The organism is Mesorhizobium sp. M0830, assembly GCF_040319965.1.
In the GTDB taxonomy this organism is placed as follows: Bacteria; Pseudomonadota; Alphaproteobacteria; order Rhizobiales; family Rhizobiaceae; genus Mesorhizobium.
This window is the reverse complement of record NZ_JAMYOR010000050.1, coordinates 24,009-49,369: the sequence shown is the minus strand read 5'-3', so window position 1 is coordinate 49,369 and position 25,361 is coordinate 24,009. Positions and strand designations below refer to the sequence as shown.

The 25,361-nt window shown below is 63.1% G+C and carries 25 protein-coding genes and 1 riboswitch; of the genes, 13 read left to right on the top strand and 12 right to left on the bottom strand.

Features of this window, described 5'->3' with window-relative positions; all coding sequences use genetic code 11:
• Positions 1 to 112: 112 nt before the first annotated feature.
• From NKI20_RS24815 to NKI20_RS24805, 3 genes are all read right to left on the bottom strand, one after another.
• On the bottom strand, positions 113 to 349 hold the full coding sequence (locus NKI20_RS24815) for a DUF680 domain-containing protein (protein WP_352835275.1): 237 nt from the start codon (positions 347 to 349) through the stop codon (positions 113 to 115).
• 79 nt (positions 350 to 428) lie between these two features.
• Positions 429 to 638, bottom strand: coding sequence for a DUF680 domain-containing protein (locus NKI20_RS24810; RefSeq protein WP_023761192.1), 210 nt, complete (start codon positions 636 to 638; stop codon positions 429 to 431).
• A gap of 71 nt (positions 639 to 709) precedes the next feature.
• Positions 710 to 907 carry a DUF680 domain-containing protein gene (locus NKI20_RS24805; protein ID WP_023761191.1) on the bottom strand — a complete coding sequence of 66 codons (198 nt, stop codon included), beginning with the start codon at positions 905 to 907 and terminating at the stop codon, positions 710 to 712.
• 509 nt (positions 908 to 1,416) lie between these two features.
• A riboswitch (cobalamin riboswitch) is annotated at positions 1,417 to 1,618 on the top strand.
• Between the two features lie 115 nt (positions 1,619 to 1,733).
• On the opposite strand from NKI20_RS24805, the gene NKI20_RS24800 reads away from it, so the two are divergent.
• Together NKI20_RS24800 and NKI20_RS24795 are read left to right on the top strand one after the other, a co-directional pair.
• Positions 1,734 to 2,981, top strand: a complete 1,248-nt coding sequence (locus tag NKI20_RS24800; RefSeq protein ID WP_352835271.1) for an aromatic ring-hydroxylating oxygenase subunit alpha — start codon at positions 1,734 to 1,736, stop codon at positions 2,979 to 2,981.
• 46 nt (positions 2,982 to 3,027) lie between these two features.
• Entirely contained in the window at positions 3,028 to 4,128 is a 1,101-nt protein-coding gene (locus tag NKI20_RS24795) for an FAD-binding oxidoreductase (RefSeq protein ID WP_352835268.1), read from the top strand.
• Between the two features lie 158 nt (positions 4,129 to 4,286).
• On the opposite strand, the gene NKI20_RS24785 is transcribed toward NKI20_RS24795, so the two are convergent.
• The 7 genes from NKI20_RS24785 to NKI20_RS24755 all read right to left on the bottom strand — a co-directional run bounded on the left by NKI20_RS24785 (position 4,287) and on the right by NKI20_RS24755 (position 10,819).
• Complete coding sequence (locus NKI20_RS24785) at positions 4,287 to 5,033, bottom strand: FAD-binding oxidoreductase (RefSeq protein WP_352835265.1); 747 nt, start codon at positions 5,031 to 5,033, stop codon at positions 4,287 to 4,289.
• The gene (locus NKI20_RS24780) at positions 5,030 to 5,641 is read right to left on the bottom strand and encodes a molybdopterin-dependent oxidoreductase (protein WP_352835262.1); all 612 of its coding nucleotides are present in this window, start codon (positions 5,639 to 5,641) and stop codon (positions 5,030 to 5,032) included. The genes NKI20_RS24785 and NKI20_RS24780 overlap by 4 nt, the downstream gene beginning before the upstream one ends.
• 142 nt (positions 5,642 to 5,783) lie before the next feature.
• Positions 5,784 to 7,313, bottom strand: coding sequence for a DegQ family serine endoprotease (locus tag NKI20_RS24775; RefSeq protein ID WP_352835259.1), 1,530 nt, complete (start codon positions 7,311 to 7,313; stop codon positions 5,784 to 5,786).
• A gap of 258 nt (positions 7,314 to 7,571) precedes the next feature.
• Positions 7,572 to 8,291 carry an MBL fold metallo-hydrolase gene (locus tag NKI20_RS24770; protein WP_352835256.1) on the bottom strand — a complete coding sequence of 240 codons (720 nt, stop codon included), beginning with the start codon at positions 8,289 to 8,291 and terminating at the stop codon, positions 7,572 to 7,574.
• 52 nt (positions 8,292 to 8,343) lie between these two features.
• Positions 8,344 to 9,510, bottom strand: coding sequence for a diphosphate--fructose-6-phosphate 1-phosphotransferase (locus NKI20_RS24765; RefSeq protein ID WP_352835253.1), 1,167 nt, complete (start codon positions 9,508 to 9,510; stop codon positions 8,344 to 8,346).
• An 86-nt stretch (positions 9,511 to 9,596) separates the two neighbouring features.
• Positions 9,597 to 10,364: a L,D-transpeptidase gene (locus tag NKI20_RS24760; protein ID WP_352835250.1), complete on the bottom strand. Its 768-nt coding sequence runs from the start codon at positions 10,362 to 10,364 to the stop codon at positions 9,597 to 9,599.
• 212 nt (positions 10,365 to 10,576) lie between these two features.
• Positions 10,577 to 10,819 carry a hypothetical protein gene (locus NKI20_RS24755; protein WP_352835247.1) on the bottom strand — a complete coding sequence of 81 codons (243 nt, stop codon included), beginning with the start codon at positions 10,817 to 10,819 and terminating at the stop codon, positions 10,577 to 10,579.
• Here NKI20_RS24755 and NKI20_RS24750 point away from each other — a divergent pair.
• The 3 genes from NKI20_RS24750 (at position 10,818) to xylB (ending at position 14,685) form a co-directional block, all read left to right on the top strand.
• A complete protein-coding gene (locus NKI20_RS24750) occupies positions 10,818 to 11,441 on the top strand; it encodes a LysE family translocator (RefSeq protein ID WP_023761181.1) in 624 nt (207 codons plus the stop codon). The genes NKI20_RS24755 and NKI20_RS24750 overlap by 2 nt on opposite strands.
• Before the next feature lie 371 nt (positions 11,442 to 11,812).
• On the top strand, positions 11,813 to 13,150 hold the full coding sequence (locus NKI20_RS24745) for a tetratricopeptide repeat protein (protein ID WP_352835244.1): 1,338 nt from the start codon (positions 11,813 to 11,815) through the stop codon (positions 13,148 to 13,150).
• Positions 13,151 to 13,230: 80 nt separating this feature from the next.
• Positions 13,231 to 14,685 carry a xylulokinase gene (gene xylB, locus NKI20_RS24740; protein ID WP_352835242.1) on the top strand — a complete coding sequence of 485 codons (1,455 nt, stop codon included), beginning with the start codon at positions 13,231 to 13,233 and terminating at the stop codon, positions 14,683 to 14,685.
• 197 nt (positions 14,686 to 14,882) lie between these two features.
• Here xylB and NKI20_RS24735 read toward each other — a convergent pair whose 3' ends face one another.
• On the bottom strand, positions 14,883 to 15,245 hold the full coding sequence (locus tag NKI20_RS24735) for a nuclear transport factor 2 family protein (RefSeq protein ID WP_352835239.1): 363 nt from the start codon (positions 15,243 to 15,245) through the stop codon (positions 14,883 to 14,885).
• A 132-nt stretch (positions 15,246 to 15,377) separates the two neighbouring features.
• Here NKI20_RS24735 and xylA point away from each other — a divergent pair, with 132 nt between their 5' ends.
• The gene (gene xylA, locus NKI20_RS24730) at positions 15,378 to 16,703 is read left to right on the top strand and encodes a xylose isomerase (RefSeq protein WP_352835236.1); all 1,326 of its coding nucleotides are present in this window, start codon (positions 15,378 to 15,380) and stop codon (positions 16,701 to 16,703) included.
• Between the two features lie 414 nt (positions 16,704 to 17,117).
• Positions 17,118 to 17,327: a hypothetical protein gene (locus NKI20_RS24725; protein ID WP_023761176.1), complete on the top strand. Its 210-nt coding sequence runs from the start codon at positions 17,118 to 17,120 to the stop codon at positions 17,325 to 17,327.
• Between the two features lie 40 nt (positions 17,328 to 17,367).
• Here NKI20_RS24725 and NKI20_RS24720 read toward each other — a convergent pair whose 3' ends face one another.
• Positions 17,368 to 18,348 carry a GlxA family transcriptional regulator gene (locus NKI20_RS24720; RefSeq protein ID WP_352835233.1) on the bottom strand — a complete coding sequence of 327 codons (981 nt, stop codon included), beginning with the start codon at positions 18,346 to 18,348 and terminating at the stop codon, positions 17,368 to 17,370.
• A 77-nt stretch (positions 18,349 to 18,425) separates the two neighbouring features.
• Between NKI20_RS24720 and bcoG the strand changes: the two genes are divergently transcribed.
• The 6 genes from bcoG to NKI20_RS24690 all read left to right on the top strand — a co-directional run bounded on the left by bcoG (position 18,426) and on the right by NKI20_RS24690 (position 25,181).
• Positions 18,426 to 19,343 (top strand): 3-dehydrocarnitine:acetyl-CoA trimethylamine transferase BcoG, encoded by a 918-nt coding sequence (gene bcoG, locus NKI20_RS24715; RefSeq protein ID WP_023761174.1) that lies wholly within the window; start codon positions 18,426 to 18,428, stop codon positions 19,341 to 19,343.
• Between the two features lie 22 nt (positions 19,344 to 19,365).
• Positions 19,366 to 19,995, top strand: coding sequence for an HD domain-containing protein (locus tag NKI20_RS24710; RefSeq protein WP_352835230.1), 630 nt, complete (start codon positions 19,366 to 19,368; stop codon positions 19,993 to 19,995).
• The gene (locus NKI20_RS24705; protein WP_352835227.1) at positions 19,992 to 21,095 is read left to right on the top strand and encodes a carnitine 3-dehydrogenase; all 1,104 of its coding nucleotides are present in this window, start codon (positions 19,992 to 19,994) and stop codon (positions 21,093 to 21,095) included. Before NKI20_RS24710 ends, NKI20_RS24705 begins: the two co-directional genes overlap by 4 nt.
• A gap of 4 nt (positions 21,096 to 21,099) precedes the next feature.
• Positions 21,100 to 22,263, top strand: a complete 1,164-nt coding sequence (locus NKI20_RS24700; protein WP_352835224.1) for an acyl-CoA dehydrogenase family protein — start codon at positions 21,100 to 21,102, stop codon at positions 22,261 to 22,263.
• A 64-nt stretch (positions 22,264 to 22,327) separates the two neighbouring features.
• A complete protein-coding gene (locus tag NKI20_RS24695) occupies positions 22,328 to 24,406 on the top strand; it encodes an acetate--CoA ligase family protein (protein ID WP_352835222.1) in 2,079 nt (692 codons plus the stop codon).
• Positions 24,399 to 25,181 (top strand): carnitinyl-CoA dehydratase, encoded by a 783-nt coding sequence (locus tag NKI20_RS24690; protein ID WP_352835219.1) that lies wholly within the window; start codon positions 24,399 to 24,401, stop codon positions 25,179 to 25,181. The genes NKI20_RS24695 and NKI20_RS24690 overlap by 8 nt, the downstream gene beginning before the upstream one ends.
• The last annotated feature ends 180 nt before the right edge of the window (positions 25,182 to 25,361 follow it).

Genomic DNA, 25,361 nt, shown 5'->3' with positions numbered 1-25,361 from the left:
CCTCCCACTACATCTCTTTCTGCTTTGGGGGGTTTCCTTCCTACACCTTTCTTTTAAATAATCGGGGGGCGTCCCCGCCCGCCCCCTCTTTGCTGGACATCGGCTTAGGCTGTTAGCGGCCGAAGAGGTTCCGATCACTGCCCTGGGGGGCGGACTTCGGTGCGTCGCCCGACGAATTGAGCAGCTTGTAGATCGGCGAACCGGTGTCGCGCACCGAAGACGTCGGCGTGGTGTCGACGTTGGAGGTCGACTGCTTGTTGATGTCGGTGCCACCAACGTTGTCGTTGCGGGCATAGGCGCTGCCGGCGGCAATCAGAAGAGCGGCGGCAGTAAGAACAATCTTTTTCATTTTTGATACTCCGTATTTTCGAATTCGATGCTGCGGGTCAACCCGCAGCATCGCAGTCGGATGTTGGTTTGGTCGGATGTTAGTTGTTGCCGAACAGGTTGCGGTCGCTGCCATGGTTGACAGGCGCCTGCGTGGCCGGCTCCGACTTCTTGACGGAAGCCGTGTACGAGCTGTCGACGGCGGTGGTGGCAGGCTGGTTGGCGCCGTTCGAACCATAGTTGTCGCTAGCGGCGAAAGCGCTACCCGAGATGGCCAGAACAGCGGCGGTAGCAAGAATGATCTTCTTCATTTCAAGTCTCCTGAATTTTCTGGATTTCGCCAGGATGGCGGGCGAACCCGCTGTCAACTGGGAATTGGTTGTTAGTGGCCGAAGAGGTTACGGTCGCTGCCCTGGGCAGGCGTCTGAGCAGCCGGTTCCGACTTCTTGACCGAAGCGGTGTACGAGCTGTCGACGGCAGTGGCTGCCGGGGCGTTCGAACCGTAGTGGTCGCTGCCATTAGCGAAGGCGCTGCCGGAAATGGCCAGAACGGCGGCGGCAGTGAGAATGATCTTTTTCATTTTTTGTACTCCAGTATCTTCTTTTTCGTCCGTCTAGCGGCGTGTCTTGGAAATGAAATCGCGTCGTTCGGACAGCCCCGATGTGGGAGGGCATCCTCGCCTTTTCCAATCACGAAGTTGTTTCGTGTGGACCATGATTCCGCTACTTGAAATTGTGCCAAGGGCTTCCACACGCTACTTATTATTTATATTTTTCAATGGTTTAAGCAAAACCGTCCGCTGGATCACTAACTGTTGCCAAGGCCCGGCGTTCACAATGTCCTGCACGCACCGTCAACAGAAACGAACCGTTCGGTTCGATTTTAGAATCAGCTAATAGTCACTTTTCGAAACCGTTAGCCTTTTTTGGCCGCCAGCAAGGGTTGGCTTTCGAGGAGATTGCAAGTGGCGATGGCTGCCGAAGAGATAGGATTTCAGCCCGGCAATCGCCAACCCGAACGTTTCGCACGCGTGTCGCGCCGCATGGATACGATGTCGTTTTCATGCCGATGACGCGTCAGCGATCGTGGTTAGATCATGCCATCTCAGGTGCCGCTTCGTGACGACGGGGCGGAGAATTGGGAAGCCGGTCAAAATCCGGCGCTGCCCCCGCAACGGTGGTGGAGTTCAAGTCGCAACGGGAGACCACTGGGCAACTGCCTGGGAAGGTGTCGCGATCGTCCGCAAGGACAACTCCAAAGCCCGGAAACCAGCCCGAGATTTCTAGACTCGACTGATCGCGGTGGGCGATCAAGAGGTGGATAGTGCATGCACGGCGCCTCGCCGGCCTGCGTCCAATCCTTCCTCCGTCACCACCAGTTCAGTCCTTAGATAACGAGGACAGGACATGGATATTCGCAACGACATGCTGAGGCTCTTGAACAGCCGTCGGCAAGGCTTTTCGCTAGAGCAGCCCTTCTACACCGATCCAGACTACTTCAAGCTGGACATGGAGCTGATCTGGTATCGCGATTGGCTGTTCATCGGCCATGATTGCGAGCTGCCGAAGCCGGGCAGCTACATTACCGTGCAGATCGGCGACTATCCGGTTGTTCTTGTCCGTGACCAGCAAGGCAAGATCAACGCCTTCCACAATTCCTGCCGCCATCGCGGCAGTCGCGTCTGCAACACCGACAAGGGTACTGCGGCAAAGCTTGTCTGTCCCTATCACCAGTGGACCTATGAGCTCGACGGCCGCCTGCTGTTCGCCCGTCAGATGGCCGACGGTTTCGACAAGAGTGAGTTCGGTCTGAAGCCGATCGCCTGCGAGAGCGTCGGCGGCTATATCTTTATCTGCCTGGCCAAGGAGCCAGCGGATTTCGCGCCGATGCGGGCGATGATCGAACCTTATCTGCTGCCGCACCGGTTGCGGGAAGCAAAGGTCGCCTTCGAGAGCACGATCATCGAGAAGGGCAACTGGAAGCTGGTCTGGGAAAACAACCGCGAGTGCTATCACTGCGTCGCCAATCATCCCGAGTTGTGCAAGACCTTCCCCGAGGCTCCGACCGTGACCGGCGTCAACGGCGCCGACAGCGACCCCGAAATGGTCGCGCACTGGGCCAAATGCGAGGCATCAGGCCTGCCGAGCAAATTCCGCATCGATCCGGCCGGGCAGTATCGCGCCACCCGCGCGCCGCTGCTGCGCGATGCCGTCAGCTACACCATGAGCGGCAAACTGGCGGTGAAGAAGAACCTCTCCGACGCTGTCTCCGCCGACCGCATCGGCACCTTGATGCACTATCACTATCCGACGACATGGAACCATATCCTCATCGATCACGCGGTGACGTTCCGGGTGGTGCCGATCAGCGCCACGGAAACGGCGGTGACGACGAAATGGCTGGTGCACAAGGACGCGGTCGAGGGTGTCGACTACACCATCGAAGACCTTACCCATGTGTGGACCGAAACCAACGACCAGGACCGCCGCATCGTTGAGGAAAACGCCCTCGGCATCCTGTCGCCCGCCTATGAACCGGGCCCCTATTCGGAGCTGCATGAGGGCGGCGTGATCCAGTTCGTCGAATGGTACGCGTCGTTCATCGGCCCGCGCCTCGCCGAAGGCGGAAGGCCGGCGCTGCGCAGCGTCGCCTAGTTGCATCACATGCACAAGACATGAGGGACAAGAGAGGATGAATGCGATGACGGATCTTGGCCTCTATCGCCATCTCGACCAGATGACGCCCTGGAACGACAGGCTGCAGGTGCTGGAGGTGATCGGCGTCAGCGACGAAGCGCCTGACGTCAAGACCTTCACCTTCCGCTCCGACAACCAGACCTGGTTCCGCTACAAGCCGGGCCAGTTCGTGACGTTGGAACTGCCGACCGCGGACGGGCCGGTGATGCGCACCTATACGCTGTCGTCCTCGCCATCGCGGCCGTTCTCGATCGCGGTGACGGTGAAGGCGCAAGCCGGCAGCACCGGCACACGATGGATGTTTGACCATCTGACGCCCGGCTCGCACGTCAAGGCGTATGGGCCGACCGGCGATTTTTCGCTGCACAGCCACCCGGCGGCCAAGTATCTGTTCATTTCGGCCGGATCCGGCGTGACGCCGATGATGTCGATGCTGCGCTGGCTGAACGACTGTGCGCCATGGACCGATGTCGGCTTCGTCAATTGCGCGCGCCGCCCGGAAGAGATCATTTTCCGCAAGGAGCTCGAACTGCTCGGCAGCCGTATGCCAGGCTTGTCGCTCGGTTTCATGATCGAGGAGCGTTCGAGCCGAGAGGGATGGTTCGGCCATATGGGCCGCATCGACGCCATCAGGCTGCCGCTGCTGGCGCCCGATTTCCGCGAGCGCGAAATCTTCTGCTGCGGCCCTGATCCCTTCATGCGCGCCGTGCGCGGCATGCTGGACTCCGCCGGCTTCGACATGACGAAATACCATCAGGAGAGCTTTGCGGCGCCTGCCGTGGAGGAGATCCCGGCGCCGTTCGCTTTGCCGGCGGGAGACGACGCCGTCGCCCCGGTCGAAGCCATGACACCGATCCGATTCTCGCTTTCGGACGTCGATGCCGACTGCGTCGCCGGCCAAACCGTGCTGCAGACCGCGCGGGCCTCAGGCGTGCGGATTCCCGCTGCATGCGAGTTCGGCCTGTGCGGCACCTGCAAGGTGAAAAAGGTCGCGGGCGACGTCGAGATGAGCCACAATGGCGGCATCCTCGATCATGAAATCGACGACGGTTTTATCCTTGCCTGTTGCTCAAAACCGCTTTCGGCGCTCGAAATCGAGGCGTGACCGGCGGTTGGTGCCATTTCCGGAGTCCGGAAGCGGAAGCTGAGCGACCGCGGCATGGGCGCCAATGAAGAAGTCGGGCAACACGCCAGTCCTGGATCAAAGCATCGAGCCCCGGACGAACTGTCAGCGCCAAGACCACATGCGTTAACAACGTCCGTTCAAACTCCGTAGCGCTCGGTGCGAATGTTTCCCGCTGCAACGCCGGCATCAATCAGCGCCTGGGCGGCGACTGATACAAACGCGTTGGAGCCGCAGACAAAGGCGAGACCAGGCGGCTCGGGCAGCCGTGCCATTGCTTGCGCCATCATCGCGACGTCCACCCGCCGCGCATAATCGGCCGGGCGCCGGGCGGCTTCGCGTGTCAGTGTCAGCACGAGGTCGAACCCGTCCCTGCGGTCGTCGAGGGCGATCAGTTCGTCGCGAAAGATCACTTCGTCCCAGACCCGGGCTGAAAAAATCAGGACGACGGGCACTGTCGAATTGCGCGCGGCTCGATGGCGAGCCATCGACATCAAGGGCACGACGCCGGAACCGCCGCCGACAAGCACAAGCGGTCCGCTCTCATCTTCTGGCCAGACGAAATGCCCGCCGAGCGGTCCGCGCAGTTCGATTTCGTCACCAATCGCCGCGACCTCGTGGAAGAAGGGCGAAACCTCGCCATCGTCGAGCTTCTCGATAGCCAGTTCGATCGCCCCAACCGTCTCGGGCGCGGAGGCAATGGAGTAGGAGCGGCGCGCCTGGTAACCATCCGGTGCCGTCAGCCTGACATCGACATGCTGCCCGGCGCGGTAGGCAAACGGCCGCGATGGCCGGAAAAAGAAGCTGGTAACACGCGGCGTGCGCTTTTCGATGCGGACGATCCCGGCTGTCTGCCAGGGCGATTGCACTGCTGCCACATCGCTCATGGATCGCCCGTATAGCGCTGTTCGCGCCATGGATCGCCATAGATGTGATAGCCGCGCAATTCCCAGAAACCGGGTTCGTCGCGCGTCGTGAATTGCAGGCCGTTCAGCCATTTGGCAGACTTCCAGAAATAGAGGTGCGGCACCAGCAGCCTTGCCGGGCCGCCATGGTCCGGCGCAATCGGCTTGCCTTCGTAGAGCAGCGCCACCATGGCCTTGCCGCCGGTAAGATCCTTTACCGGCACATTGGTGGTGTACCCGTCGAACGCGTGCGCCAGCGTGAAGCCGGTCGGCGGCTCCAAACCCGCGTCGGCAAGGATATCGTCGACCAGCACGCCCTGCCACGGCGTGTCGAACTTGGTCCACGCGGTCACGCAATGGATGTCGCGTGTCATCTTGGTCAACGGCAGCGCGTTGAATTCAGCCCAGTTCCATTTCTTGATCGGCCGTGGCCCATGCTTCAACGTGAACGACCAATCCTCCATGCGCACGCGCGGCGTCGGACCGGCCGACAGTACCGGAAAACCCTGTTCGAGATATTGACCGGGCGGTATGCGCCCATCGTCATCGGTTGGCGGGCGCCGTCCTGAAGAGAAACCTCGGGTGACCATCGCGGCAATTCCTCTGCAGCAGGCATCCATCAGCCTGTCGCAGTTTTCTCGATGATGCCGCTGCGGGCAACTGAAATCTTGACGGACAAAGCCGGCAGGCCCGGCGAGCCTGCCGGCTTTGCATTCAGTTCAGCGCCTCGCGTCAGCCATTGGCGAACGGCACCGCGACATAGATCTGGCCTCCGTCGCGCTCGACCAGCAACAGCACCGACTTCTTGCCGGACTTGCCAGCCTGAGCGATCGCCTGGGTGACCTGCCTGGCGCTCTTCACCGGCACCTGATTGACGGCGACGATGATGTCACCTACCTGGATTCCGGAAGCCGCGGCCGCCTTGTCGGGATTGACGCTGGCAACGATCGCACCGCGCTGATTGTGGGCGAGATTCATCTGCTCGCGAATGTCAGGGGTGATGTCCATCAGTCCAAGCCCGATCGCCGCGGCGCGTGAGCCTTGCCCGACGCCAGGCGCGCCGGACCCGTCTTCCAATGACGCGGTCTTTACGTCGTCGGTGTTGCGCCCGACGTCGACGGAAACATCCACGGCCTTGCCCTTGCGCCAGATGTTCAGCGTCTCCCTGGCGCCGGGCGCGACATCGGCGACCGCCCGCGACAGGTCCTTGGGATCCTTCACATCCTGTCCGGCAAAGCTGGTGATGACGTCGCCGGCCTCGACTCCGGCCCTGGCGGCGGGCGAACCGTCATTGACCCGCGAAACCAGCGCGCCGGCGGGATGATCAAGGCCGATTGCGCTCGCCACATCCGCCGTCACCGGCTGGATCTCGACGCCGAGGTATCCATACTGGATCGAGCCGTCCTTCATCAGCTTGGCGACCACCTTCCGGGCCTGGTCGGACGGGATGGCGAAGCCAACGCCGACGCTACCGCCATTGGGCGAATAGATCGCCGCGTTGATGCCGACGACATTGCCGGCGACATCTATCAGCGGCCCGCCGGAATTGCCGTGGTTGATCGGGGCGTCGATCTGGATGAAGTCATCGAACGGGCCGCTGTGCAGATCGCGGCCGCGCGCCGAAACGATGCCTGCGGTGACAGTGGTGCCGATGCCGAACGGGTTGCCGAAGGCCAATACCTGGTCGCCTGGCATGAGCTTGTCGGAATCACCCCATTTGACGGTTGGCAGGGGTTTGTCCGCCTTGACCTTGAGCACGGCGAGATCGTTCTTGGCATCGCGGCCGACCAGCTTGGCGGGGAGTTCGGTGCCGTCGTCGAGCGCAACCTTGATCGAGGTGGCACCATCGATCACGTGATTGTTGGTGACGATGATGCCATCCGCGCCCACGATGAAGCCGGAACCCAGTGCTTCGGCACGCTGCGGTTGCTGTTGTGGCGGTGTCTTGGGCATCGGCATGCCCTGGTCACCGAAGAACTGACGAAAATAGTCGTCGAAAGGCGAGCCGCCGTCGAACGGAGAGGCGTCGCTCGTCGTTCCAGGCTCTGCCTTCGTGACAGTGGTGATCGTTACCACCGCCGGCTTGTCGGCCGCCACGATGGGAGCGAACGAGCCGTTGGGAGCGGTGAGGCCGGCTACCGGTGTCTGGGTTGTCGGAACGGTGTTGCCCTCGCTTTGGGCGAAAGACATGACGAAGGGGGATACGATCAGCGCAGCGCCCAGCAAGGCCGCGACGCGATGTCTGCGAATTATGTCTGACATGGTCGTTTGTCCGGGCGAGAGTTGATCGGTCGCCGTGGAGGTCTCCTTGTGCGGAAGACCGGCCATTCGGCGTGTCGAACGTCGCGATTGCCTGTCTCGCCTGGCACGGCAGCCGGACCGGATCGACAGCTCTGAATCTAGGGCGCAGCTTGGCCCGATTTAGGGATTCCGGGCCACCTTACGAAGATTTAATTTCCGGAATGACGGCGGTCACGATGTCGTCAGGCGACGGGCCAGTCTTCCCTGCCCGCCGGGGGCTCAGATCCCGCCGGTTCGTCCGAGATAGGCAGTGGCAATGTCGTGCATGCGCTTGCTGTCGAAGCTCGGTCCGTGGCCGCCATGGCCGACGCGGATCGGCAGGTCGAGCAGGCGCTGCATCGTACTGATGTAGGCCGATCGATCCGAATCCGGCAGGTCGTCGATCAGCGTGTCGTCGTAGATGGCGTCACCGCTGAAGAAAAGGCCATCGGCCTCGTCGAACAGCGCGATCGAATCCGGCGAATGGCCGGGCAGATGCAGCACACGGAATTGCCGGTCACCGAGATCGACGATGTCGCCCTCGTCCAGGGTTCGCGTCAGCGGTGCGGGCGGGATCTTGTAGTCGGCCGCCTTCCAGCCCGGCGCAGGCAGCTTCGAGACGGCGCCGTCGAGATCGTGGAACATGTAGGCGTAGGTCGCCGCCTCATCCATGCTCGCGAACTGCTCCGCGCTGTGCCTTGGCCCTGCTCGCCACGGAAATTCGTGCATTGAGCCGACATGGTCGAGATGAATGTGGGTGGCGACGACCAGCAGCGGCTTGCCGTCGGGCATGTCGATCTCCGGCGCGAGCCGACAGATACCCATGCCGGTGTCGACCAGAAGGTCGGCATCTCGGCCGCGCAGATGCCAGATATTGGCACGCACATAGGTATGCACGAACGGCTCGGTCAGCATCGTCGTCTTGTGGTCGACAATGCTTTTGCTGAACCACTCCGGCATCAGCTGTGGCCCGGCATCAGGTGAAAGCCAGGCATCAGGTGTGAGCCAGGCATCAGACGAACGGCTTCCCGACCTTGTATTTTTCCGGCACCAGCCGCTTGAGATAAGCGATGCCGGCATCGGACAGCTGATTGACATCGGGCTTCATGAAATCGTCCGGCATATGGCGGGTCTTGCCGGCGACGTCCTTCAGCGGCACCTTCTTCAGCACCGTTTTGCTGCCGTCATATTGCAGCGCCACCGAGCCGCCGCCCTGTTCAGCGACAGTGACGGCGAAAGCGCCGGCATCGAAAGCCTCCTGCGCGTCGATCGCGCTGATGGCGCCGACATAGCCGCGCGGCATGTAGCCGAGTGCGTCGACGCGGGCCCGCTTGCCGGGCAGGCCTTCGGCCAGCGCGCGCTCAAGTGCGGCCGGCAGGTCGCTGCCCGACAGCTTGACGTTGCCATGCGCGTCGCGCTCGAGCTTGTCCGGCGGCACCAGGCTCTCGACCAGTGCCTTGCCGTCGGCGGTGCTGACACCTTCCGAAACGGCGACGATGCAGCGCTTGTGACGATCGAGCGTGGCGCGGACGTCGTCGATGAAGCCGGCGGCCGAGAACGGGCGCTCGGGCACATAGACCAGGTGCGGGCCGCTGTCGGGGTCGAGCTGCCATGCCGCCGCGGCTGCGGTTAGGAAGCCGGCATGCCGGCCCATGACGATGCCGACATAGATGCCGGGCAGGGCGCGAAAATCGAGGTCGACAGACAGAAAGGCGCCAGCGACGAACTCGGCCGCCGAAATAAAGCCCGGCGTGTGATCGTTTTCCTCGAGGTCATTGTCGATGGTCTTTGGCGCATGGACGAAGGCGATCTCGCCGCCTGCGGCATCGGTCAGGATCTGCTGCGTGCCCGACGTGTCGTTGCCGCCGATATAGATGAAGGCGTCGGCGCCTGCCTTCTTCAATCCGTTGAGGATGATCTCACAATAGGCGGCATCCGGCTTGTCGCGGGTCGAGCCAAGGGCGGCACTTGGCGTGCCGGCGATCAACCGCAGCCGGTCCTCGGGAATCGCGGAAAGGTCGACATAGTTGCCGTCACGGATGCCGCGCACGCCGTGGACGGAACCGAGGACCTTGGCACCGGGATGCCGCTTGCGGATCTCCAGCGTCGCCCCGACCACCGTCTGGTTGATGACGGCGGTTGGGCCGCCGCCCTGCGCGATGACAAAAGTTCCGGCCATTCCCGACGTCTCCCGAGCGATGAATTCGAAGGCACATTCGCCTGTCTTTCGCTATCGCGCAACGGAAGAGTGGCGCGCGCGGCGTGTCAGACGACGACGACCGGGTTTTTCTTGGAGACGCGGCTGTAGAGGTCGATGATGTCCTGGTTGATCAGGCGCACGCAACCCGACGACATCGCTTGGCCAATGCTCCACCATTCGGGCGAACCGTGGATGCGATAGCCGGTGTCCTTGCCGTCCTGATAGATGTAGAGGGCGCGCGCGCCGAGCGGATTGGTGAGGCCGCCGGGCTGGCCGGCCTGCCATTTAACCAGCTCGGGCTTGCGGGCGATCATCTCGGGCGGCGGCGTCCAGGTAGGCCATTCCCTGCCGTACTGGATGTTGGCACGGCCGGACCAGCGGAAACCGTCCTTGCCGATGCCGACGCCGTAGCGGATGGCGTCCCCACCCGGCTGGACGAGATAGAGCATGCGCTCCTGCAGATGGACGACGATGGTCCCGGGCGCCTCGCCTGTGGTGTCGACGACGATCTGGCGGCGGAATTCCGGCTTGACCTTCAGATACGGCACTTCCGGGACGTTGAAGCCGCCATCCGTCAGTGCGGCATACATCACGCCGGGGCTGGTGACGTTCTTGTCGACGCTGATCGCCGGCCGCATCGGCGGCACCGAACCGGTGGAGACGTCGTCGAGCTCCAGCGCCGGCAGGCCACCGCCCGAGGTCGAGCAGCCGGCGACACTAAGCAGCGCCAGCGCCCCTGCCCCGGATAGGATAGCGCGGCGGGAAAGACGATGATCAGCTTCCAATGCGTCGCCATTCCGCTGCGGCGTCGGACCTTGCGGCAACTCACGCATATACCCAAACCCCACGCTGTCGGCGGGAAGCACGGTCCGGCCGGATGGCAGGCATTTTCATCATTCATGGTTGATAAAGCGTGAAGACCTTGCACAGCCTGCGTTCGCGCATTGCCCATGGGCGATCGACCTTCTGCGCGATCCGTTGACCGAGACCTGCTGCACAAAAGACCTCGGCGGGTCATGATCCCGCCGCCAGCGTTTCCTATCGCTCAGGGGTCAGCGGGTGCCTCCATATGCAAAGCCTTAAAAGCCGACACCACGTTTTTTGCCGCTGCCATTGTCGCGGCGGCAACCGTTCTCGGTGCCAATGTCAGCCTGACCGAAATAATGAGCACGCTGAGCGGCGCGAACTGACGCCGGTCTGCCGTTGGCGAAATTAGGGAAATCGCCTCTTTACATTCTCCCGGACGCAAGGATTTATCCTCTTCTTTACGCTCAAAGGAGACGAGCATGTCCTTCGAAAACTGGGCCGCCTTCGCTGCCGCATCGACGATCCTTCTCATCATTCCGGGTCCAACCATCCTTCTGGTCGTGTCCTATGCGCTGGGCCAGGGCTGGCGCACCGCACTGCCGATGGCCGTCGGCGTGGCGCTGGGCGACTTCACCGCGATGACCTTGTCGATGCTGGGCATCGGCGCGCTGCTGGCCGCTTCGGCGACCGTCTTCACCATCCTGAAGCTGATCGGCGCCGGCTATCTTATTTATCTCGGCGTGAAACTGTTCCGTGCCGGCGGCGCGCTGAAAGCCGAACCGCGCACCGATGCGGTGTCGTCGGCCAAGATGATGGCACATGCCTGGCTGGTCACCGCGCTCAACCCGAAGAGCATCACCTTCTTCGTCGCCTTCCTGCCGCAGTTCCTCGACCGGCATGCCGATTTCTGGACGCAGATGCTGATCTTCGAGACGACGTTCCTGGCGCTCGCCTTCGCCAACGCCTTCGGCTATGCGCTGATCGCGGCACGCGCACGCAACGTCGTGCGCAATCCCAAGGCAATCCGCATCTTCAACCGCACCGGCGGCACGCTGCTGGTCGGCGCCGGCATCGCCACGGTGGCCATGCGTTCCAGCAATTGAGGTAGGGTTGGATTCGCTCGTCACGCAGCGATTGCGCTGCCCTCGCCTACGTGCCGGCATCCTCTCCCCGCATAGTGACGGGAGAGGGCTCTCTCATCGGCGATTTCGCCGATCGCCAACGTGCGGGAAGGAGGCCCAGACTGCGGTCAGCCCCTTCTCCCCCTCGCTATACACTCGCTATACGGGAAGAAGTGCCCGACAAGGCGATGAGGAGCAGCGCGGACTTCGGCGGTTGGCACCGCAAAAAGAACTCGCGTCGTCGCTCACCATTTGAAAGACTACTGGACTAGGCCCGGCGCAGCGCGCGGTTGGCGTGCCCGTGGCCCATGCGTTAGGATCGCCTTGGTCACCGGTCGACCGAAGGACATTGCATGGCAATCAGGGACGCATTGGGCCTGACATTTTCGGGTGCCACGCAGGCGGGGTTCACGCCCTACTGTCAGGCAGTGCGTGAACTGCAGTGCTTCATCGGCGATCCCGTGGCCTCCATCGACCGCGCCATCACAGAAGCTCCCGGCTTCGTCATGGCGCATGTCTTCAAGGGCTACCTTTTCGGCCTCGCCACCGAGCGAGAGGCGACGGACGTAGCCAAGGCTTGCCATCAGGCCGCATTGCCACTTACCGCGACCACGCGCGAGCAGGCGCATGTCGCTGCCCTTGGCCATCTCGCCAACGGACGCTGGCATCAAGCCAGCCGCATTCTTGAGGATGTCACCATCGAGACCCCTCGCGACGGGTTGGCGCTGCAGGTCGGCCACCAGATCGATTTCTTCACCGGCAATGCCCGCATGTTGCGTGATCGCATCGCCCGTGCCCTGCCATCATGGCAAAGCGGCATGCCTGGCTACCACGCCATGCTCGGCATGCAGGCGTTCGGGCTGGAGGAGATGGCTGACTATATCAGGGCCGAGCAGCTTGGCCGCGCGGCAGTCGACATGGAGCCGCGCGACGGGTGGGCGCAGCATGCCGTCGCTCATGTCATGGAAATGCAAAGCCGGCAAAGGGATGGTATTGCCTGGATGCGCGCCGACCCCGAGGCGTGGACAAGGGAAAGCTTCCTGCAGGTGCACAATTGGTGGCACCTGGCGCTGTTCCACTATGATCTCGGCGAGACAGACGAGGTGCTGGCGCTCTATGACGGTCCCATCTATGGCGGGCAGTCGACGATGGCGCTCAACATGGTCGACGCGTCGGCAATCCTGTGGCGGCTTTACCTTGGCGGCATCGATGTCGGCGACCGCTGGGCGGGGCTCGCCGCCAACTGGCGCAAGGCCGGTGCCGGCAATTATGTCTTCAACGATGCCCACGCGATGATGGCGTTCGTCGGCGCCGGGCTCGACGCCCCGGCCCAGACCTTGCTCGAGGCTCAACGCGAGGCGATGGGCGGCAGCGACGACAATGCGGCTTTCACCAGGGATGTCGGCCATCCCCTGACGCTCGCCATCAAGGCCTTCGGCGAGGGCAACTATACCGAGACCGTTCACCTGATCCGGCCGATACGGGCGATCGCCCACCGTTTCGGCGGCAGCCACGCCCAACGCGACGTCATCGACCTGACGCTGATCGAGGCGGCCCTGCGCGCCGGTGACGGCGCGCTTGCCAGGGCGCTCACGGCCGAACGGGGAATGGCTCGGCCCGGCAGTCCACTGTCGGCGCTGCTTTCTCGGCGCGCGGCCAATTTATCCGAGACCAATTTGTCAGAGAATTGACCCGCGATCGATCTTGTCTTAAAAACTGACAAGCCAGATTTTTTCGGGACTCGAAAAAATTATCGGCAAGGGAGGAATGCATGTATCTCGGCCTCGATCTCGGGACGTCGGGCGTCAAGGCGCTGCTGATCGATGCCGGGCAAACCGTCATCGGTTCCGGCCATGCGTCTATCGACGTGTCGCGGCCACGCCCAGGCTGGTCGGAACAGAACCCCGACGACTGGATCCGCGCTTGCGAAGAGGCGATTGCCGACCTCAAAGCCAAGCATCCCGGGGAGCTCGCCGCGGTCAAAGGCATCGGCCTGTCCGGCCACATGCACGGTGCGACGCTGCTCGATGCCGCCGACAAGGTGCTGCGTCCCTGCATCCTGTGGAACGATACACGCAGTCATGCCGAGGCCGCCTTCCTCGATGCCGATCCGCGCTTCCGCGCGCTGACCGGCAATATCGTCTTTCCCGGTTTCACCGCGCCGAAGCTTGCCTGGGTGAAGAACAACGAGCCCGCTGTCTTTGCCAAGGTCGCAAAAGTGCTGTTGCCCAAGGATTTCCTGCGGCTCTGGCTGAGCGGCGAGCACATTTCGGAAATGTCGGATTCTGCCGGCACGTCCTGGCTCGATGTCGGCAAGCGGCGCTGGAGTACCGAGCTGCTCGCCGCGACATCGCTCGATGAAAAGCAAATGCCGGCGCTGGTCGAGGGTACGGAGAAGGCAGGCGCGCTGCGTGCCGAACTGGCTTCAAAATGGGGCGTTCCGGCCGGCATTCCCATCGCCGGCGGTGCCGGCGACAATGCGGCCTCGGCCTGCGGCATGGGCACGGTCGGCGCCGGCCACGCCTTCGTTTCGCTCGGCACATCGGGCGTGCTGTTTGCCGCCAACGCCGCCTACCTGCCCAACCCGGCTAGTGCTGTGCATACCTTCTGCCACGCGCTTCCGGACACCTGGCACCAGATGGGCGTCATCCTGTCGGCAACCGATTCGCTGAACTGGCTGTCCGAGATCACCGGAAAAGGCGCCGGCGAACTGACCGCCGAACTCGGCGACACTCTGAGGGCGCCCAGCGGCGTGTCCTTCCTGCCTTATCTCTCCGGTGAGCGCACACCCCACAATGATTCCGCCATTCGCGGCGCGTTCACCGGGCTGGCGCATGAATCGGGCCGTGCCGTGCTGACCCAGGCGGTGCTCGAAGGCGTCGCCTTTGCCTTCCGCGACAGCTTCGAAGCCCTGGCCACGGCCGGTACGACCTTGGCGCGGGTGACGGCGATCGGCGGCGGTTCGCGCTCGCGCTACTGGCTGAAGGCGATTGCCACCGCGCTTCAACTGCCTGTCGACATCCCCGCCGACGGCGACTTCGGCGCCGCCTTTGGTGCTGCGCGGCTCGGCCTGATCGCGGCGACGGGTGCCGATCCGCTCGAAATCTGTACGGCACCGAGGACCGATGCCACGATCGAACCGGACGCCGCACTTGGCAGCGTCTATGCGGATGCCTATCAGCGCTACCGGGCGCTGTACCCGGCAGTCAAGGTCGCCACGGCGTGAGTCGGCGCGAGGCACCCCCCTCTGCCCTGCCGGGCATCTCCCCCGCAAGGGGGGAGATTAGCAGCGTTGGCGGATATGCCAGTCCTGCAAGGTGGGTGATTGGCGAAGGCGCGGATGCCAACCAATCTCCCCCCTTGCGGGGGAGATGGCCGGCAGGTCAGAGGGGGGTGCCTCGCACCTGCCTTACCCAGAAGTCCTCACTGCGCCGGCACCTTGTCGAGAAAACCGGTGACGCTCTTCAGTCGGCCGTTCTCGATGATGCCGATGTCGGTGCCTTCGATCACCGAAGGCGTGCCCTCCGGACCGAGATTCCACGAGAAGCGGATCTTGTCGGCAAAACCGTCCGGCGTGCCCTTCAGCGAGAACCGGAAGCCGGCAAATCGCTGCTGCACGCCGTCGATGAGTGCCGCGACACCCGCATGGCCATCGCCCTGCATGAGCGGGTCGCGATAGCTGACGTCTTCGGTGAAGGTCGCCTTGAGCAAATCGGCCCGACGGTCGGCATCACTTTCGTTCCAGGCGGTGATGTAGCTTTGGGCGATCTTGTTGAGGTCGGTCATGGCCTGTCTCCTTTGTCTGACTGTTTTGACACGAGCCTTTTCGACCAGCGGACGAACGAAACCAATTACGCCTGAGGTAATCAAGGGGAATTACCTGAGGTAATCAGAGCGGACTATTCGAGAGGAAAAAACATGAGCAGCGGATTTTTCGGCGACATCAAGAAGATCAAATATGAAGGGCCGGATTCGACCAATCCGTTGGCCTACAGGTTCTACAATCCCGACGAGGTGGTGGCCGGCAAGCGGCTGGAAGACCATCTGCGCTTTGCTGTCGCCTACTGGCATTCCTTCGCCTGGCCGGGCGGCGATCCGTTCGGCGGCCAGACCTTCGACCGGCCGTGGTTCCCCAAGGCCGGCGGTGTCGACACGATGGAACTGGCGAAACTGAAAGCAGACGTCGCCTTCGAGATGTTCTCGCTGCTCGGAGCGCCCTATTTCTGCTTCCACGACGCCGATGTGCGGCCGGAGGGCAAGGACTTTTCCGAGAGTGCGGCACACCTCGACGAGATCGCCGACTACTTCGCGGGAAAGATGAAGCAGACCGGCGTCAAGCTTTTGTGGGGCACTGCCAACCTGTTCTCCAATCGCCGCTTCATGTCGGGCGCGGCCACCAATCCCGACCCGGATGTCTTTGCCTACGCGGCAGCGACGGTAAAAAGCTGTATCGACGTCACCAAGCGGCTGAAGGGCGAGAACTATGTGCTGTGGGGCGGACGCGAGGGCTATGAGACGCTGCTCAACACTGACCTCGCACGCGAGCAGGAGCAGGCCGGCCGGTTCCTCAGCATGGTCGTCGACTACAAGCACAGAATAGGCTTCAAGGGCACGATCCTGATCGAGCCGAAGCCGCAGGAGCCGACCAAGCACCAGTATGATTACGATGTCGCGACCGTCTACGGCTTCCTCAAGCGCTTCGGACTGGAGAAGGAGGTCAAGCTCAACATCGAGCAAGGCCACGCCATTCTGGCCGGCCATTCCTTCGAGCACGAGCTGGCGCTGGCCAATGCGCTCGGCGTCTTCGGCTCGATCGACATGAACCGCAACGACTATCAGTCGGGCTGGGACACCGACCAGTTCCCCAACAACGTGCCTGAAATGGCATTGGCCTACTACCAGGTGCTGCAGGCCGGCGGCTTCAAGACCGGCGGCACCAATTTCGACGCCAAGCTGCGCCGCCAGTCGCTTGATCCGCAGGATCTGCTGATCGGCCATATCGGCGGCATGGACTCTTGCGCACGCGGCCTCAAGGCCGCAGCCCGCATGGTCGAGGACAAGGCGCTGTCGGCACCGCTGGCCGAACGCTATGCCGGCTGGAACACGGCCGAGGGCAAGGCGATGCTGTCGGGCAAGCGCACGCTGGAAGAGATCGCCGAGCGCGTCGTCAAGAAGAAGATCGAGCCGCAACCAAGGTCGGGTCGCCAGGAACTACTGGAAAACATCGTCAACCGGTACGTGTGAACCCCGATCTGGACCGACATCCGCCATCTCTGTCTGAAGCCGCGGCAATCGCCTTCCGCTGGAGCAATTCCAGGAAAAGTGTGACGCGGTTTTCCGTCCGGAATTGCGTCAAAACAAAGAGTTAGAGGGTTCGCCGTTTCCGTGAAACGGTGAAATGTTCCAGTCAGCCCATTCGCGACAGGCAGCCGAGGATCGCATAGATCCTCGGCTGCCTGCTCTTCGAAAAGCAGCTGTAGAACTCTCCTTGGCCTGACCTGCCCAGACACGGGAACAAACTTTGCGCAAAGCCGGGTGCGACGACACGGTTTTTGCCCTTTGACGCCCTTCAATGACCTCGCTCTTGCCTTCAAACTGCCGTCACGTATCTCATATAAGACTGCTCGTGGCGGGAGAGGAAGAAGGAGGCGACCCGATATGCAGAACGAACGTGAAATCGACGCCCTGCTCTCACCGGGCGAAGTCGAATCGATTATCGACCGGCTGATGGCAATGCCGCATCCGAAGGATGGCACGCGCCGCTCGAACGAATGGGACCGCGCCGTTGCCAGCCGTTTCGAGACCCATCTTGCCAGGCAAATGCGCTCGCAGATCGACGGCGGCAGCGACCACCAGAATGCTGCCTGAACTTTCTGTGCACGTCGTCGTCCTTTTGGTCGACCTGCACTCAGCCCCGGCGCAGCCTGACCGGCGCTTCACCGAAAGCCCGTGAAAAAGCCCTAGAAAATGCCGCGGCGGACGAAAATCCGGTCCGCGCGGCAATGTCGGCCATCGCCACCCTGGTGTCGACCACGAGCCTGCGGGCAGCACCTAGGCGCAGCCTGAGATAGTAGGCGCCCGGCGTCTCGCCGATCGACTTGCGAAAGATGCTTTCCAAGGTTCGCGCCGTCACCCCGGCGCGTTTGGCCACCGCTTCTATGGTCAGCGGCTGATCGACATGCGATTCCATCAGCCGGATGGCTTGCGCCAGGCGCGGATCGTAGCCATCGAGCCGACCGAGCGAGACCAGCGGCTGCGCGTCGGTCGCGGCACGTGCCTGGTCGTAGATGAAGACGCTGGCGACATCGAGCGCCACGGCCATGCCGAGCCGCGTGCGAATGAGATGCAGCATCAGGTCGAAGGTCGGCGACGCGCCGCCAGACGTGAACACCGGCCCGTCGATGACGTAGCGGTCCGGGCGCACGTCGACGCCAGGGAAGGCCGAGGAAAAGTCCTCCATGTCCTCCCAGTGCGTGGTGGCGCTGCGCCCTTCCAGCAGGCCGGCGCGCGCCACCAGCCAGGTGCCCGCTTCGACACCGCCGCACGCCCGTGCTATCCGCGCTGCCCGGCGCAGGCCTGACAACAGCCCCGATGTCGCATAGTTCTGGGTGCCAAAGCCGGCGACGACGACAAGAACGTCGGTCGGCTCACCCGCATCGAAACGGCCGCTGACCGCCACCGGCAGGCCGCAGGTGGTGACCGGAGCCTCGCCGGTCAGCGAGACCAGCTTGAAATCGAACAAGGTCTCGCCGGAGATGCGGTTGGCGGCGCGCAACGGATCGACCGCCGACGCGACACACATGATCGACGAGCCGGAAAACACCAGCAGCGTCACCTTGAGCGGAGAGCGTTCCGAACGAAAGATGGTCGGCTTTTCGCTTTTGATCATGAGATCTTCGTAAAACGCAAAACAGTTTCCGGCAAGTCGGTCATTGTTGTGGCTTGTTTCTATCGGAGGAGATTTCCATGCCGCTTGCGATGAACCGTGAGGTCTTCATTACCTGTGCCGTGACCGGATCCGGCGGCTCGCAGGATCGCAGCCCGCATGTACCGCGCTCGCCCAAGCAGATCGCCGATTCGGCCATCGATGCGGCCAAAGCCGGCGCCGCGATCGTCCACTGCCATGTGCGTGACCCTGAAACCGGCAAGCCCAGGCGCGACGTGCATCTCTATCGCGAAGTGACCGAGCGCATTCGCGAGGCGGAAGTAGACGTCATCCTGAACCTGACCGCCGGCATGGGCGGCGACATGGTCTTCGGCTCGCCGGAAGCACCGCTGCCGCTCAACGAAAAAGGCACCGACATGGGCGGCGCCACCAACCGCATGGAACATGTGCGCCAGTGCCTGCCGGAAATCTGCACGCTCGATTGCGGCACCATGAATTTCGCCGAGGCCGACTATGTCATGACGAATACGCCGGGCATGCTACGCGCCATGGGCGGCATGATGACGGCGCTCGGCGTCAAACCGGAGATCGAGGCCTTCGATACCGGCCATCTGTGGTTCGCCAAGCAGCTGGTCGAGGAAAAGGTGCTCGATCCCGACGCGCTCGTGCAGCTATGCATGGGTGTGCCGTGGGGGGCGCCCGACGACCTCAACACCTTCATGGCAATGGTCAACAACGTGCCGTCGACCTGGAACTGGTCGGCCTTCGCCATCGGCCGCAACCAGATGGCCTATGCCGCCGCCGCCGTGCTGGCCGGCGGCAATGTCCGGGTCGGCCTGGAAGACAATCTGTGGCTCGACAAGGGCGTGCTGGCGACCAATGCGCAGTTGGTCGAACGAGCCGCCAGCATCGTCACCAATCTGGGCGCCAGGATCATCGGCCCGGAGGAAGTGCGCAAGAAGCTCAACCTCACCAAGCGGGCGCCGATAGCGGCATAAATTATTCGCCGGGAGGGTCGATATGACTACCGTAAAATTCACGGCGATGAAGGATGGCGACCGGGACGACTATGAGTTCCTGAGCGCGCATGAAATCGACTATGCGGCAAGGACCGGCGAGCGGCTGCTCGACGCGCTGGTTCAGCTCGACGCGGGTCTGTCGGGGTACAAGATCACCCGGCTCGGCCATTCGCTGCAGGCGGCGACCCGCGCCTGGCGCGACGGCGCCGATACCGACTGGATCGCGTGCGCGCTGCTGCACGATATCGGCGACATATACGCGCCCTACAATCACGACGAATATGCCGCTTCGATCCTGAAGCCTTTCGTACGCGAACAATGCACCTGGGTGGTGGAAAAGCACGGCGATTTCCAGCGGCTCTACTATGCCCATCATCTGGGCGGCAACCGCCATGCGCGCGACCGCTTCGCCGGCCACGCCTATTTCGACGATTGCGATCAGTTCTGCGAGCGCTGGGACCAGTCGAGCTTCGACCCCGACTACGACACGCTGCCGATCGAGTTCTTCCGGCCCTTCGTGCTCGAAGTGTTTGCCCGCAAGGCTTACGATCCCCCGGTGATCCGCGCCGGCGAGCGCGTGCCTCTCATCGATCCCGCAACAGCCAAGACAAGAACCGGAGCTTCCGCATGAGCATCATCAACAAGGCGGCCGCCATCGGTGGCGGCGTCATCGGCGCCGGCTGGGTGGCGCGCCTGTTGCTCAACGGCATCGACGTGTCGATCTTCGATCCCGATCCCGAAGCGTCGCGCAAGGTTGGCGAAGTGATGAAAGGCGCGCGCCGCGCCTACAAGCAGATGGTGCCCGGCGGACTGCCGAAAGAGGGCAGGCTGACCTTTGCCAAGACCATCGCCGAGGCGGTTGCCGATGCCGATTTTATCCAGGAAAGCGTGCCCGAGCGGCTCGACCTGAAACACCGCGTGCTGGCCGAGATCGATACCCATGCGCCGGCCAACGCCATTGTCGGCTCCTCGACCTCGGGCATCAAGCCGACCGACATGCAGGTGGCGATGAAGAAGCACCCGGAGCGGCTGGTCGTCGGGCATCCGTTCAACCCCGTTTACCTCTTGCCGCTTGTCGAGATCGTCGGCGGGGAACAGACCTTCCCAGAGGCGATCGAGGTCGCCAAGGAAATGTATGCCTCGATCGGCATGAAGCCGGTGGTGATCCGCAAGGAGATCGAGGCTTTCGTCGGCGACCGCCTGCTCGAAGCGGCATGGCGCGAGGCGCTGTGGCTGATCAAGGACGGCATCTGCACGGTGGAAGAGCTCGACGACATCATGCGCTATGGCTTCGGCCTGCGCTGGGCGCAGATGGGCATGTTCCAGGTCTATCGCGTCGCAGGGGGCGAGGCCGGTATGCGCCACTTCATGGCCCAGTTCGGGCCGTGCCTGAAATGGCCATGGACCAAGCTGATGGACGTGCCGGAGTTCAACGACGAACTGGTCGACCTGATCGCCACGCAGTCGGACGACCAGGCGCACGGGCTGTCGATCCGCGAGCTGGAAAAGATCCGCGACGACAATCTGGTTGCGATCATGGACGCGCTGTCGAAGCAGAACAAAGGCAAGGGCTGGGGTGCCGGTGCCTTGCACAAGGACTATACCAGGCAACTGGCCAAGCTAGCGGCCAAAAAGCCTGTGGCCTCCAAGGCGGCCGAGAAGGCCAAGACGTTGAAGCCGGTGAAGAAAGCCGAAAAGCCGAAGAAAAAGACCGGCAAGAAGAAGGGCTGAGATCATGGATTTCGGGTTGTCGGAGGAACAGAAGCTCATCGTCGAGACGACGAAGGCGTTCGTCGAGAACGAGCTATACCCGCATGAGCGCGAGGTCGAGCGCACCGGCGTGCTGCGCCGCGAGTTGATCGAGCAAATCAAGGCCAAGGCGATCGAGGCCGGGCTCTATGCCGCCAACATGCCGGCCGATGTCGGCGGCGCGGGCCTGGATACGGTGACCTGGCTGCTCTACGAGAAAGAGCTCGGCCGTGCCAATTATGCGTTGCACTGGACCTGCGTGGCGCGGCCCTCCAACATCCTCCTGGCCGGCACGCCGGAGCAGCGCGAGAAGTACCTGTCCCCCTGCATCCGTGGCGAGAAATGGGACTGCCTGGCGATGACCGAGCCGGGCGCAGGTTCCGATCTGCGCGGCATGAAGGCGACCGCGGTGCAGGACGGCGACGACTGGGTGCTTAACGGCACCAAGCACTTTATCAGCCATGCCGATCTCGCCGATTTCGCCATCGTCTTCATGGCCTCAGGCGAGGAAGAATCCGCGCGTGGAAAACGCAAGAAGATCACGGCGTTCTTCGTCGACAAAGGGACCAAAGGCTTCACCGTCCGCGACGGCTACCGCAACGTCTCGCATCGCGGCTACACCAATGCCATCCTCGAATTCGATGATTGCCGCTTGCCGGCTTCCCAGGTTCTGGGCGAGGTGCACAAGGGCTTCGACGTCGCCAATTCCTGGCTCGGCGCCACCCGGCTGCAGGTCGGCGCCACCTGTCTCGGCCGCGCCGAGCGGGCGCTCGGCCATGCGGTGGAATATGCCGCGCAGCGCCAGCAGTTCGGCCAGCAGATCGGCAAGTTCCAGGGCGTGTCGTTCAAGCTTGCCGACATGGCGACCGAACTGAAGGCCGCCGACCTGATGGTGTTCGAAGCCGGCTGGAAGTACGATCAGGGCACCGTCACCGACCAGGACATGGCCATGGCCAAGCTGAAGGCCACCGAAATGCTCGCCTTTGTTGCCGATGAAGCGATCCAGATCCATGGCGGCATGGGGCTGATGGACGATTTGCCGCTGGAGCGCATCTGGCGCGACGCGCGGGTCGAGCGAATTTGGGAAGGCACTTCGGAGATTCAGCGACATATTATTTCGCGGGCGCTGCTGCGTCCGTTCGGGGCTTAGAGCATGATCCCCCAAGGCCGGAGCTAGGCTTGGGAGAAGATGATGCTCAAACGAAAAGATGACCATGCATAAACTCGAACGTCTTTTGCGCCCCAAATCGATTGCCGTCTTCGGCGGCGCGCAGGCCGCAGTCGTCGTGGCGCAATCGATCAAGATGGGTTTTGCCGGCGAGATCTGGCCGGTGCATCCGAGCAAGGAAGAGGTCGCCGGCCGAAAGGCCTATCGCTCCGTCGCCGATCTTCCCGGCGCGCCGGACGCCGCCTTCGTCGGCGTCAACCGGCACTTGACCATCGAGGTGGTCAAGGCGCTGGCCGAGCGCGGCGCCGGCGGTGCAGTCTGCTTTGCCGCCGGCTTCCTCGAGACCGAGGCCTATGACGACGACGGCGAGCGGCTGCAGGCCGAGCTGGTCGCGGCGGCGGGCCAGATGCCGATCATCGGCCCGAATTGCTACGGCCTGATCAACTATGCCGACGGCGCACTTCTGTGGCCCGACCAGCATGGCGGCATCCGACTGGCCGACGGCGGCAAAGGTGTCGCTATCATCACCCAGTCGTCGAACATCGCCATCAACATGACGATGCAGAAGCGCGGCCTCCCGATCGCCTTCCTGATGACCGCCGGCAACCAGGCGCAGACCGGCCTGTCCGAAATGGCACTCGGCCTGATCGAGGACGAGCGGGTCACCTCGCTTGGCCTGCACATCGAAGCCTTCGATTCCGTAGCCGGCTTCGAACGGCTGGCGGCCAGGGCCCGCGAGTTGAAGAAGCCGATCATCGCCATGAAGGTCGGCCGTTCCGAACAGGCGCGGCAAGCGACCGTCTCGCACACCGCCTCGCTGGCAGGGTCGGACGCCGCATCGGGCGCCTTCCTGAGGCGGCTGGGCATAGCGCGCGTCGATTCCATCCCCGCCTTCATCGAGGCGCTGAAGCTGCTGCATATCACCGGACCGTTGCCCGGCTATAGGCTGTCATCGATGAGCTGCTCGGGCGGCGAGGCTTCGGTCATGGCCGACAGCGCCGAAGGCCGCTGGGTCAATTTCCCGGTGCTCAGCGACACCCACCGTGCCCATGTCAAATCGACGCTCGGGCCGCTGGTCGCGGTGGCCAATCCGTTGGACTATCACACCTTCATCTGGAACAATGAGCCGGCGATGACCGCCACCTTCACCGCCATGGTGTCGGGCGGGTTCGACCTCAACATGCTGGTGCTCGACTTCCCGCGCCCCGACCGCTGCTCGGACACCGACTGGTGGGCGACGCTGCGTGCCTTCGAATCTGCGCTTAAGACCAACAAGGCGCAGGGTGCCATCGTCTCCTCGCTGCCGGAGAACCTGCCGGAGGAATACACTGCCGGCCTTATGGCGCGCGGCATGGTGCCGTTGTTCGGCATTTCAGAAGCCATGGACGCCGCCGGGGCGGCAGCCTTCATCGGCTGGGCGTGGCACGAACCGCAGGCGCAGCCGATCGACACCTCCGCCTCCGGCGCGCCTGTCGGCGAACACGTCACGCCCGACGAGGCCGAGGCGAAATCCCGCCTCATCAAGGCCGGCCTGCCGGTGCCGAAAGGCGAGCGCGCCGCCAATGCGGTCGAGGCGGTGATCTCGTCGATGGCGCTCGGCTTCCCGGTGGCGCTGAAGGCGCTGGGCGTCACCCACAAATCCGAGGTCGGCGCGGTGCAGCTCAACCTCAAAGACGCCGAGTCCGTCAGCACCGCGGCGCATGACCTGTTGCCGCTCGGCACCGGGCTCTATGTCGAGCGCATGGTGCGCGACGGCGTCGCCGAACTGATCGTCGGCTTCACCCGCGACCCGATGTTCGGCGCGGTGATGACCCTGGGCACCGGCGGCGTGCTGGTCGAGCTGCTTCGCGACAGTGTCACGCTGATGCTGCCGGCGACCCGCGATGACATCGAGGCAGCGTTGCGCGGCCTGAAGCTGTACCCGCTGCTCGAGGGCTATCGCGGCCGGCCGAAGGCCGATGTTCAGGCTGCCATCGACGCCATTTCGGGCATTGCCGCCTTCGTGCAGGAGAATGCCGGCGAGATCGAGGAACTCGACATCAACCCGCTGATCGTCTGCGCCGAGGGCAAGGGCGCCTGGATCGCCGATGCGCTGCTGGTGCTGGGAGACAAGAAGAATGTCTGACGTCGTTTCGACCCGCCGCGAGGGCACGATCCTGGAGGTCACGCTCGACCGACCCAAGGCCAACGCCATCGACCTGAAGACCTCGCGGCTGATGGGCGAAACCTTCAAGGCATTCCGCGACGATCCGAACTTGCGTGTCGCCATCGTCAAGACCGCCGGCGACAAGTTCTTCTGCGCCGGCTGGGACCTCAAGGCGGCTGCCGGCGGCGACGCGGTCGACGGCGACTATGGCGTCGGCGGCTTTGCCGGCCTGCAGGAACTGCGCGACCTCAACAAGCCCGTCATCGCCTGCGTCAACGGCATGGCGGTCGGCGGTGGCTTCGAGCTGGCGCTGTCCTGCGACCTCATCTACGCCTCCGACCATTCCTCCTTCGCGCTGCCCGAAATTCGCGCCGGCACGCTGGCCGACGCGGCAACGATCAAGCTACCGAAGCGCATTCCCTATCATGTCGCCATGGACCTTCTGCTCACCGGCCGCTGGATGGATGTCGCCGAAGCGCATCGCTGGGGCCTGGTCAACGAAGTGCTGCCCAAGGAAAAGCTTGAGGACCGCGTCTGGGAGATCGCCCGGCTGCTCGCCGGCGGACCGCCGCTGGTCTTTGCAGCGATCAAGGAAACGGCGCGCGTGGCCGAAGCGCTGACTTTCCAGGACGCGATGAACAGAGTGACGCGCCGGCAGCTGCCGACGGTCGATGCGCTCTACGGCTCCGAAGACAATATGGAAGGTTTTCGCGCTTTTGCGGAAAAGCGCGATCCGGTGTGGAAGGGGAAGTAATGGGAACGATGGCGTTCCGTCACACCCCCCTCTGCCCTGCCGGGCATCTCCCCCGCAAGGGGGGAGATTGGATGTCATTTCTGCTTTCGCCAACCGTCAACGTTGCAAGAAGTGCACCGCGATCAACGCTGCCAATCTCCCCCCTTGCGGGGGAGATGGCCGGCAGGCCAGAGGGGGGTG

Coding starts and splice junctions, on each gene's coding strand:
- NKI20_RS24815 (WP_352835275.1), bottom strand. CDS start 349: ATGAAAAAGATTGTTCTTACTGCCGCCGCTCTTCTGATTGCCGCCGGC.
- NKI20_RS24810 (WP_023761192.1), bottom strand. CDS start 638: ATGAAGAAGATCATTCTTGCTACCGCCGCTGTTCTGGCCATCTCGGGT.
- NKI20_RS24805 (WP_023761191.1), bottom strand. CDS start 907: ATGAAAAAGATCATTCTCACTGCCGCCGCCGTTCTGGCCATTTCCGGC.
- NKI20_RS24800 (WP_352835271.1), top strand. CDS start 1,734: ATGGATATTCGCAACGACATGCTGAGGCTCTTGAACAGCCGTCGGCAA.
- NKI20_RS24795 (WP_352835268.1), top strand. CDS start 3,028: ATGACGGATCTTGGCCTCTATCGCCATCTCGACCAGATGACGCCCTGG.
- NKI20_RS24785 (WP_352835265.1), bottom strand. CDS start 5,033: ATGAGCGATGTGGCAGCAGTGCAATCGCCCTGGCAGACAGCCGGGATC.
- NKI20_RS24780 (WP_352835262.1), bottom strand. CDS start 5,641: ATGGTCACCCGAGGTTTCTCTTCAGGACGGCGCCCGCCAACCGATGAC.
- NKI20_RS24775 (WP_352835259.1), bottom strand. CDS start 7,313: ATGTCAGACATAATTCGCAGACATCGCGTCGCGGCCTTGCTGGGCGCT.
- NKI20_RS24770 (WP_352835256.1), bottom strand. CDS start 8,291: ATGCCGGAGTGGTTCAGCAAAAGCATTGTCGACCACAAGACGACGATG.
- NKI20_RS24765 (WP_352835253.1), bottom strand. CDS start 9,510: ATGGCCGGAACTTTTGTCATCGCGCAGGGCGGCGGCCCAACCGCCGTC.
- NKI20_RS24760 (WP_352835250.1), bottom strand. CDS start 10,364: ATGCGTGAGTTGCCGCAAGGTCCGACGCCGCAGCGGAATGGCGACGCA.
- NKI20_RS24750 (WP_023761181.1), top strand. CDS start 10,818: ATGTCCTTCGAAAACTGGGCCGCCTTCGCTGCCGCATCGACGATCCTT.
- NKI20_RS24755 (WP_352835247.1), bottom strand. CDS start 10,819: ATGCTCGTCTCCTTTGAGCGTAAAGAAGAGGATAAATCCTTGCGTCCG.
- NKI20_RS24745 (WP_352835244.1), top strand. CDS start 11,813: ATGGCAATCAGGGACGCATTGGGCCTGACATTTTCGGGTGCCACGCAG.
- xylB (WP_352835242.1), top strand. CDS start 13,231: ATGTATCTCGGCCTCGATCTCGGGACGTCGGGCGTCAAGGCGCTGCTG.
- NKI20_RS24735 (WP_352835239.1), bottom strand. CDS start 15,245: ATGACCGACCTCAACAAGATCGCCCAAAGCTACATCACCGCCTGGAAC.
- xylA (WP_352835236.1), top strand. CDS start 15,378: ATGAGCAGCGGATTTTTCGGCGACATCAAGAAGATCAAATATGAAGGG.
- NKI20_RS24725 (WP_023761176.1), top strand. CDS start 17,118: ATGCAGAACGAACGTGAAATCGACGCCCTGCTCTCACCGGGCGAAGTC.
- NKI20_RS24720 (WP_352835233.1), bottom strand. CDS start 18,348: ATGATCAAAAGCGAAAAGCCGACCATCTTTCGTTCGGAACGCTCTCCG.
- bcoG (WP_023761174.1), top strand. CDS start 18,426: ATGCCGCTTGCGATGAACCGTGAGGTCTTCATTACCTGTGCCGTGACC.
- NKI20_RS24710 (WP_352835230.1), top strand. CDS start 19,366: ATGACTACCGTAAAATTCACGGCGATGAAGGATGGCGACCGGGACGAC.
- NKI20_RS24705 (WP_352835227.1), top strand. CDS start 19,992: ATGAGCATCATCAACAAGGCGGCCGCCATCGGTGGCGGCGTCATCGGC.
- NKI20_RS24700 (WP_352835224.1), top strand. CDS start 21,100: ATGGATTTCGGGTTGTCGGAGGAACAGAAGCTCATCGTCGAGACGACG.
- NKI20_RS24695 (WP_352835222.1), top strand. CDS start 22,328: ATGCATAAACTCGAACGTCTTTTGCGCCCCAAATCGATTGCCGTCTTC.
- NKI20_RS24690 (WP_352835219.1), top strand. CDS start 24,399: ATGTCTGACGTCGTTTCGACCCGCCGCGAGGGCACGATCCTGGAGGTC.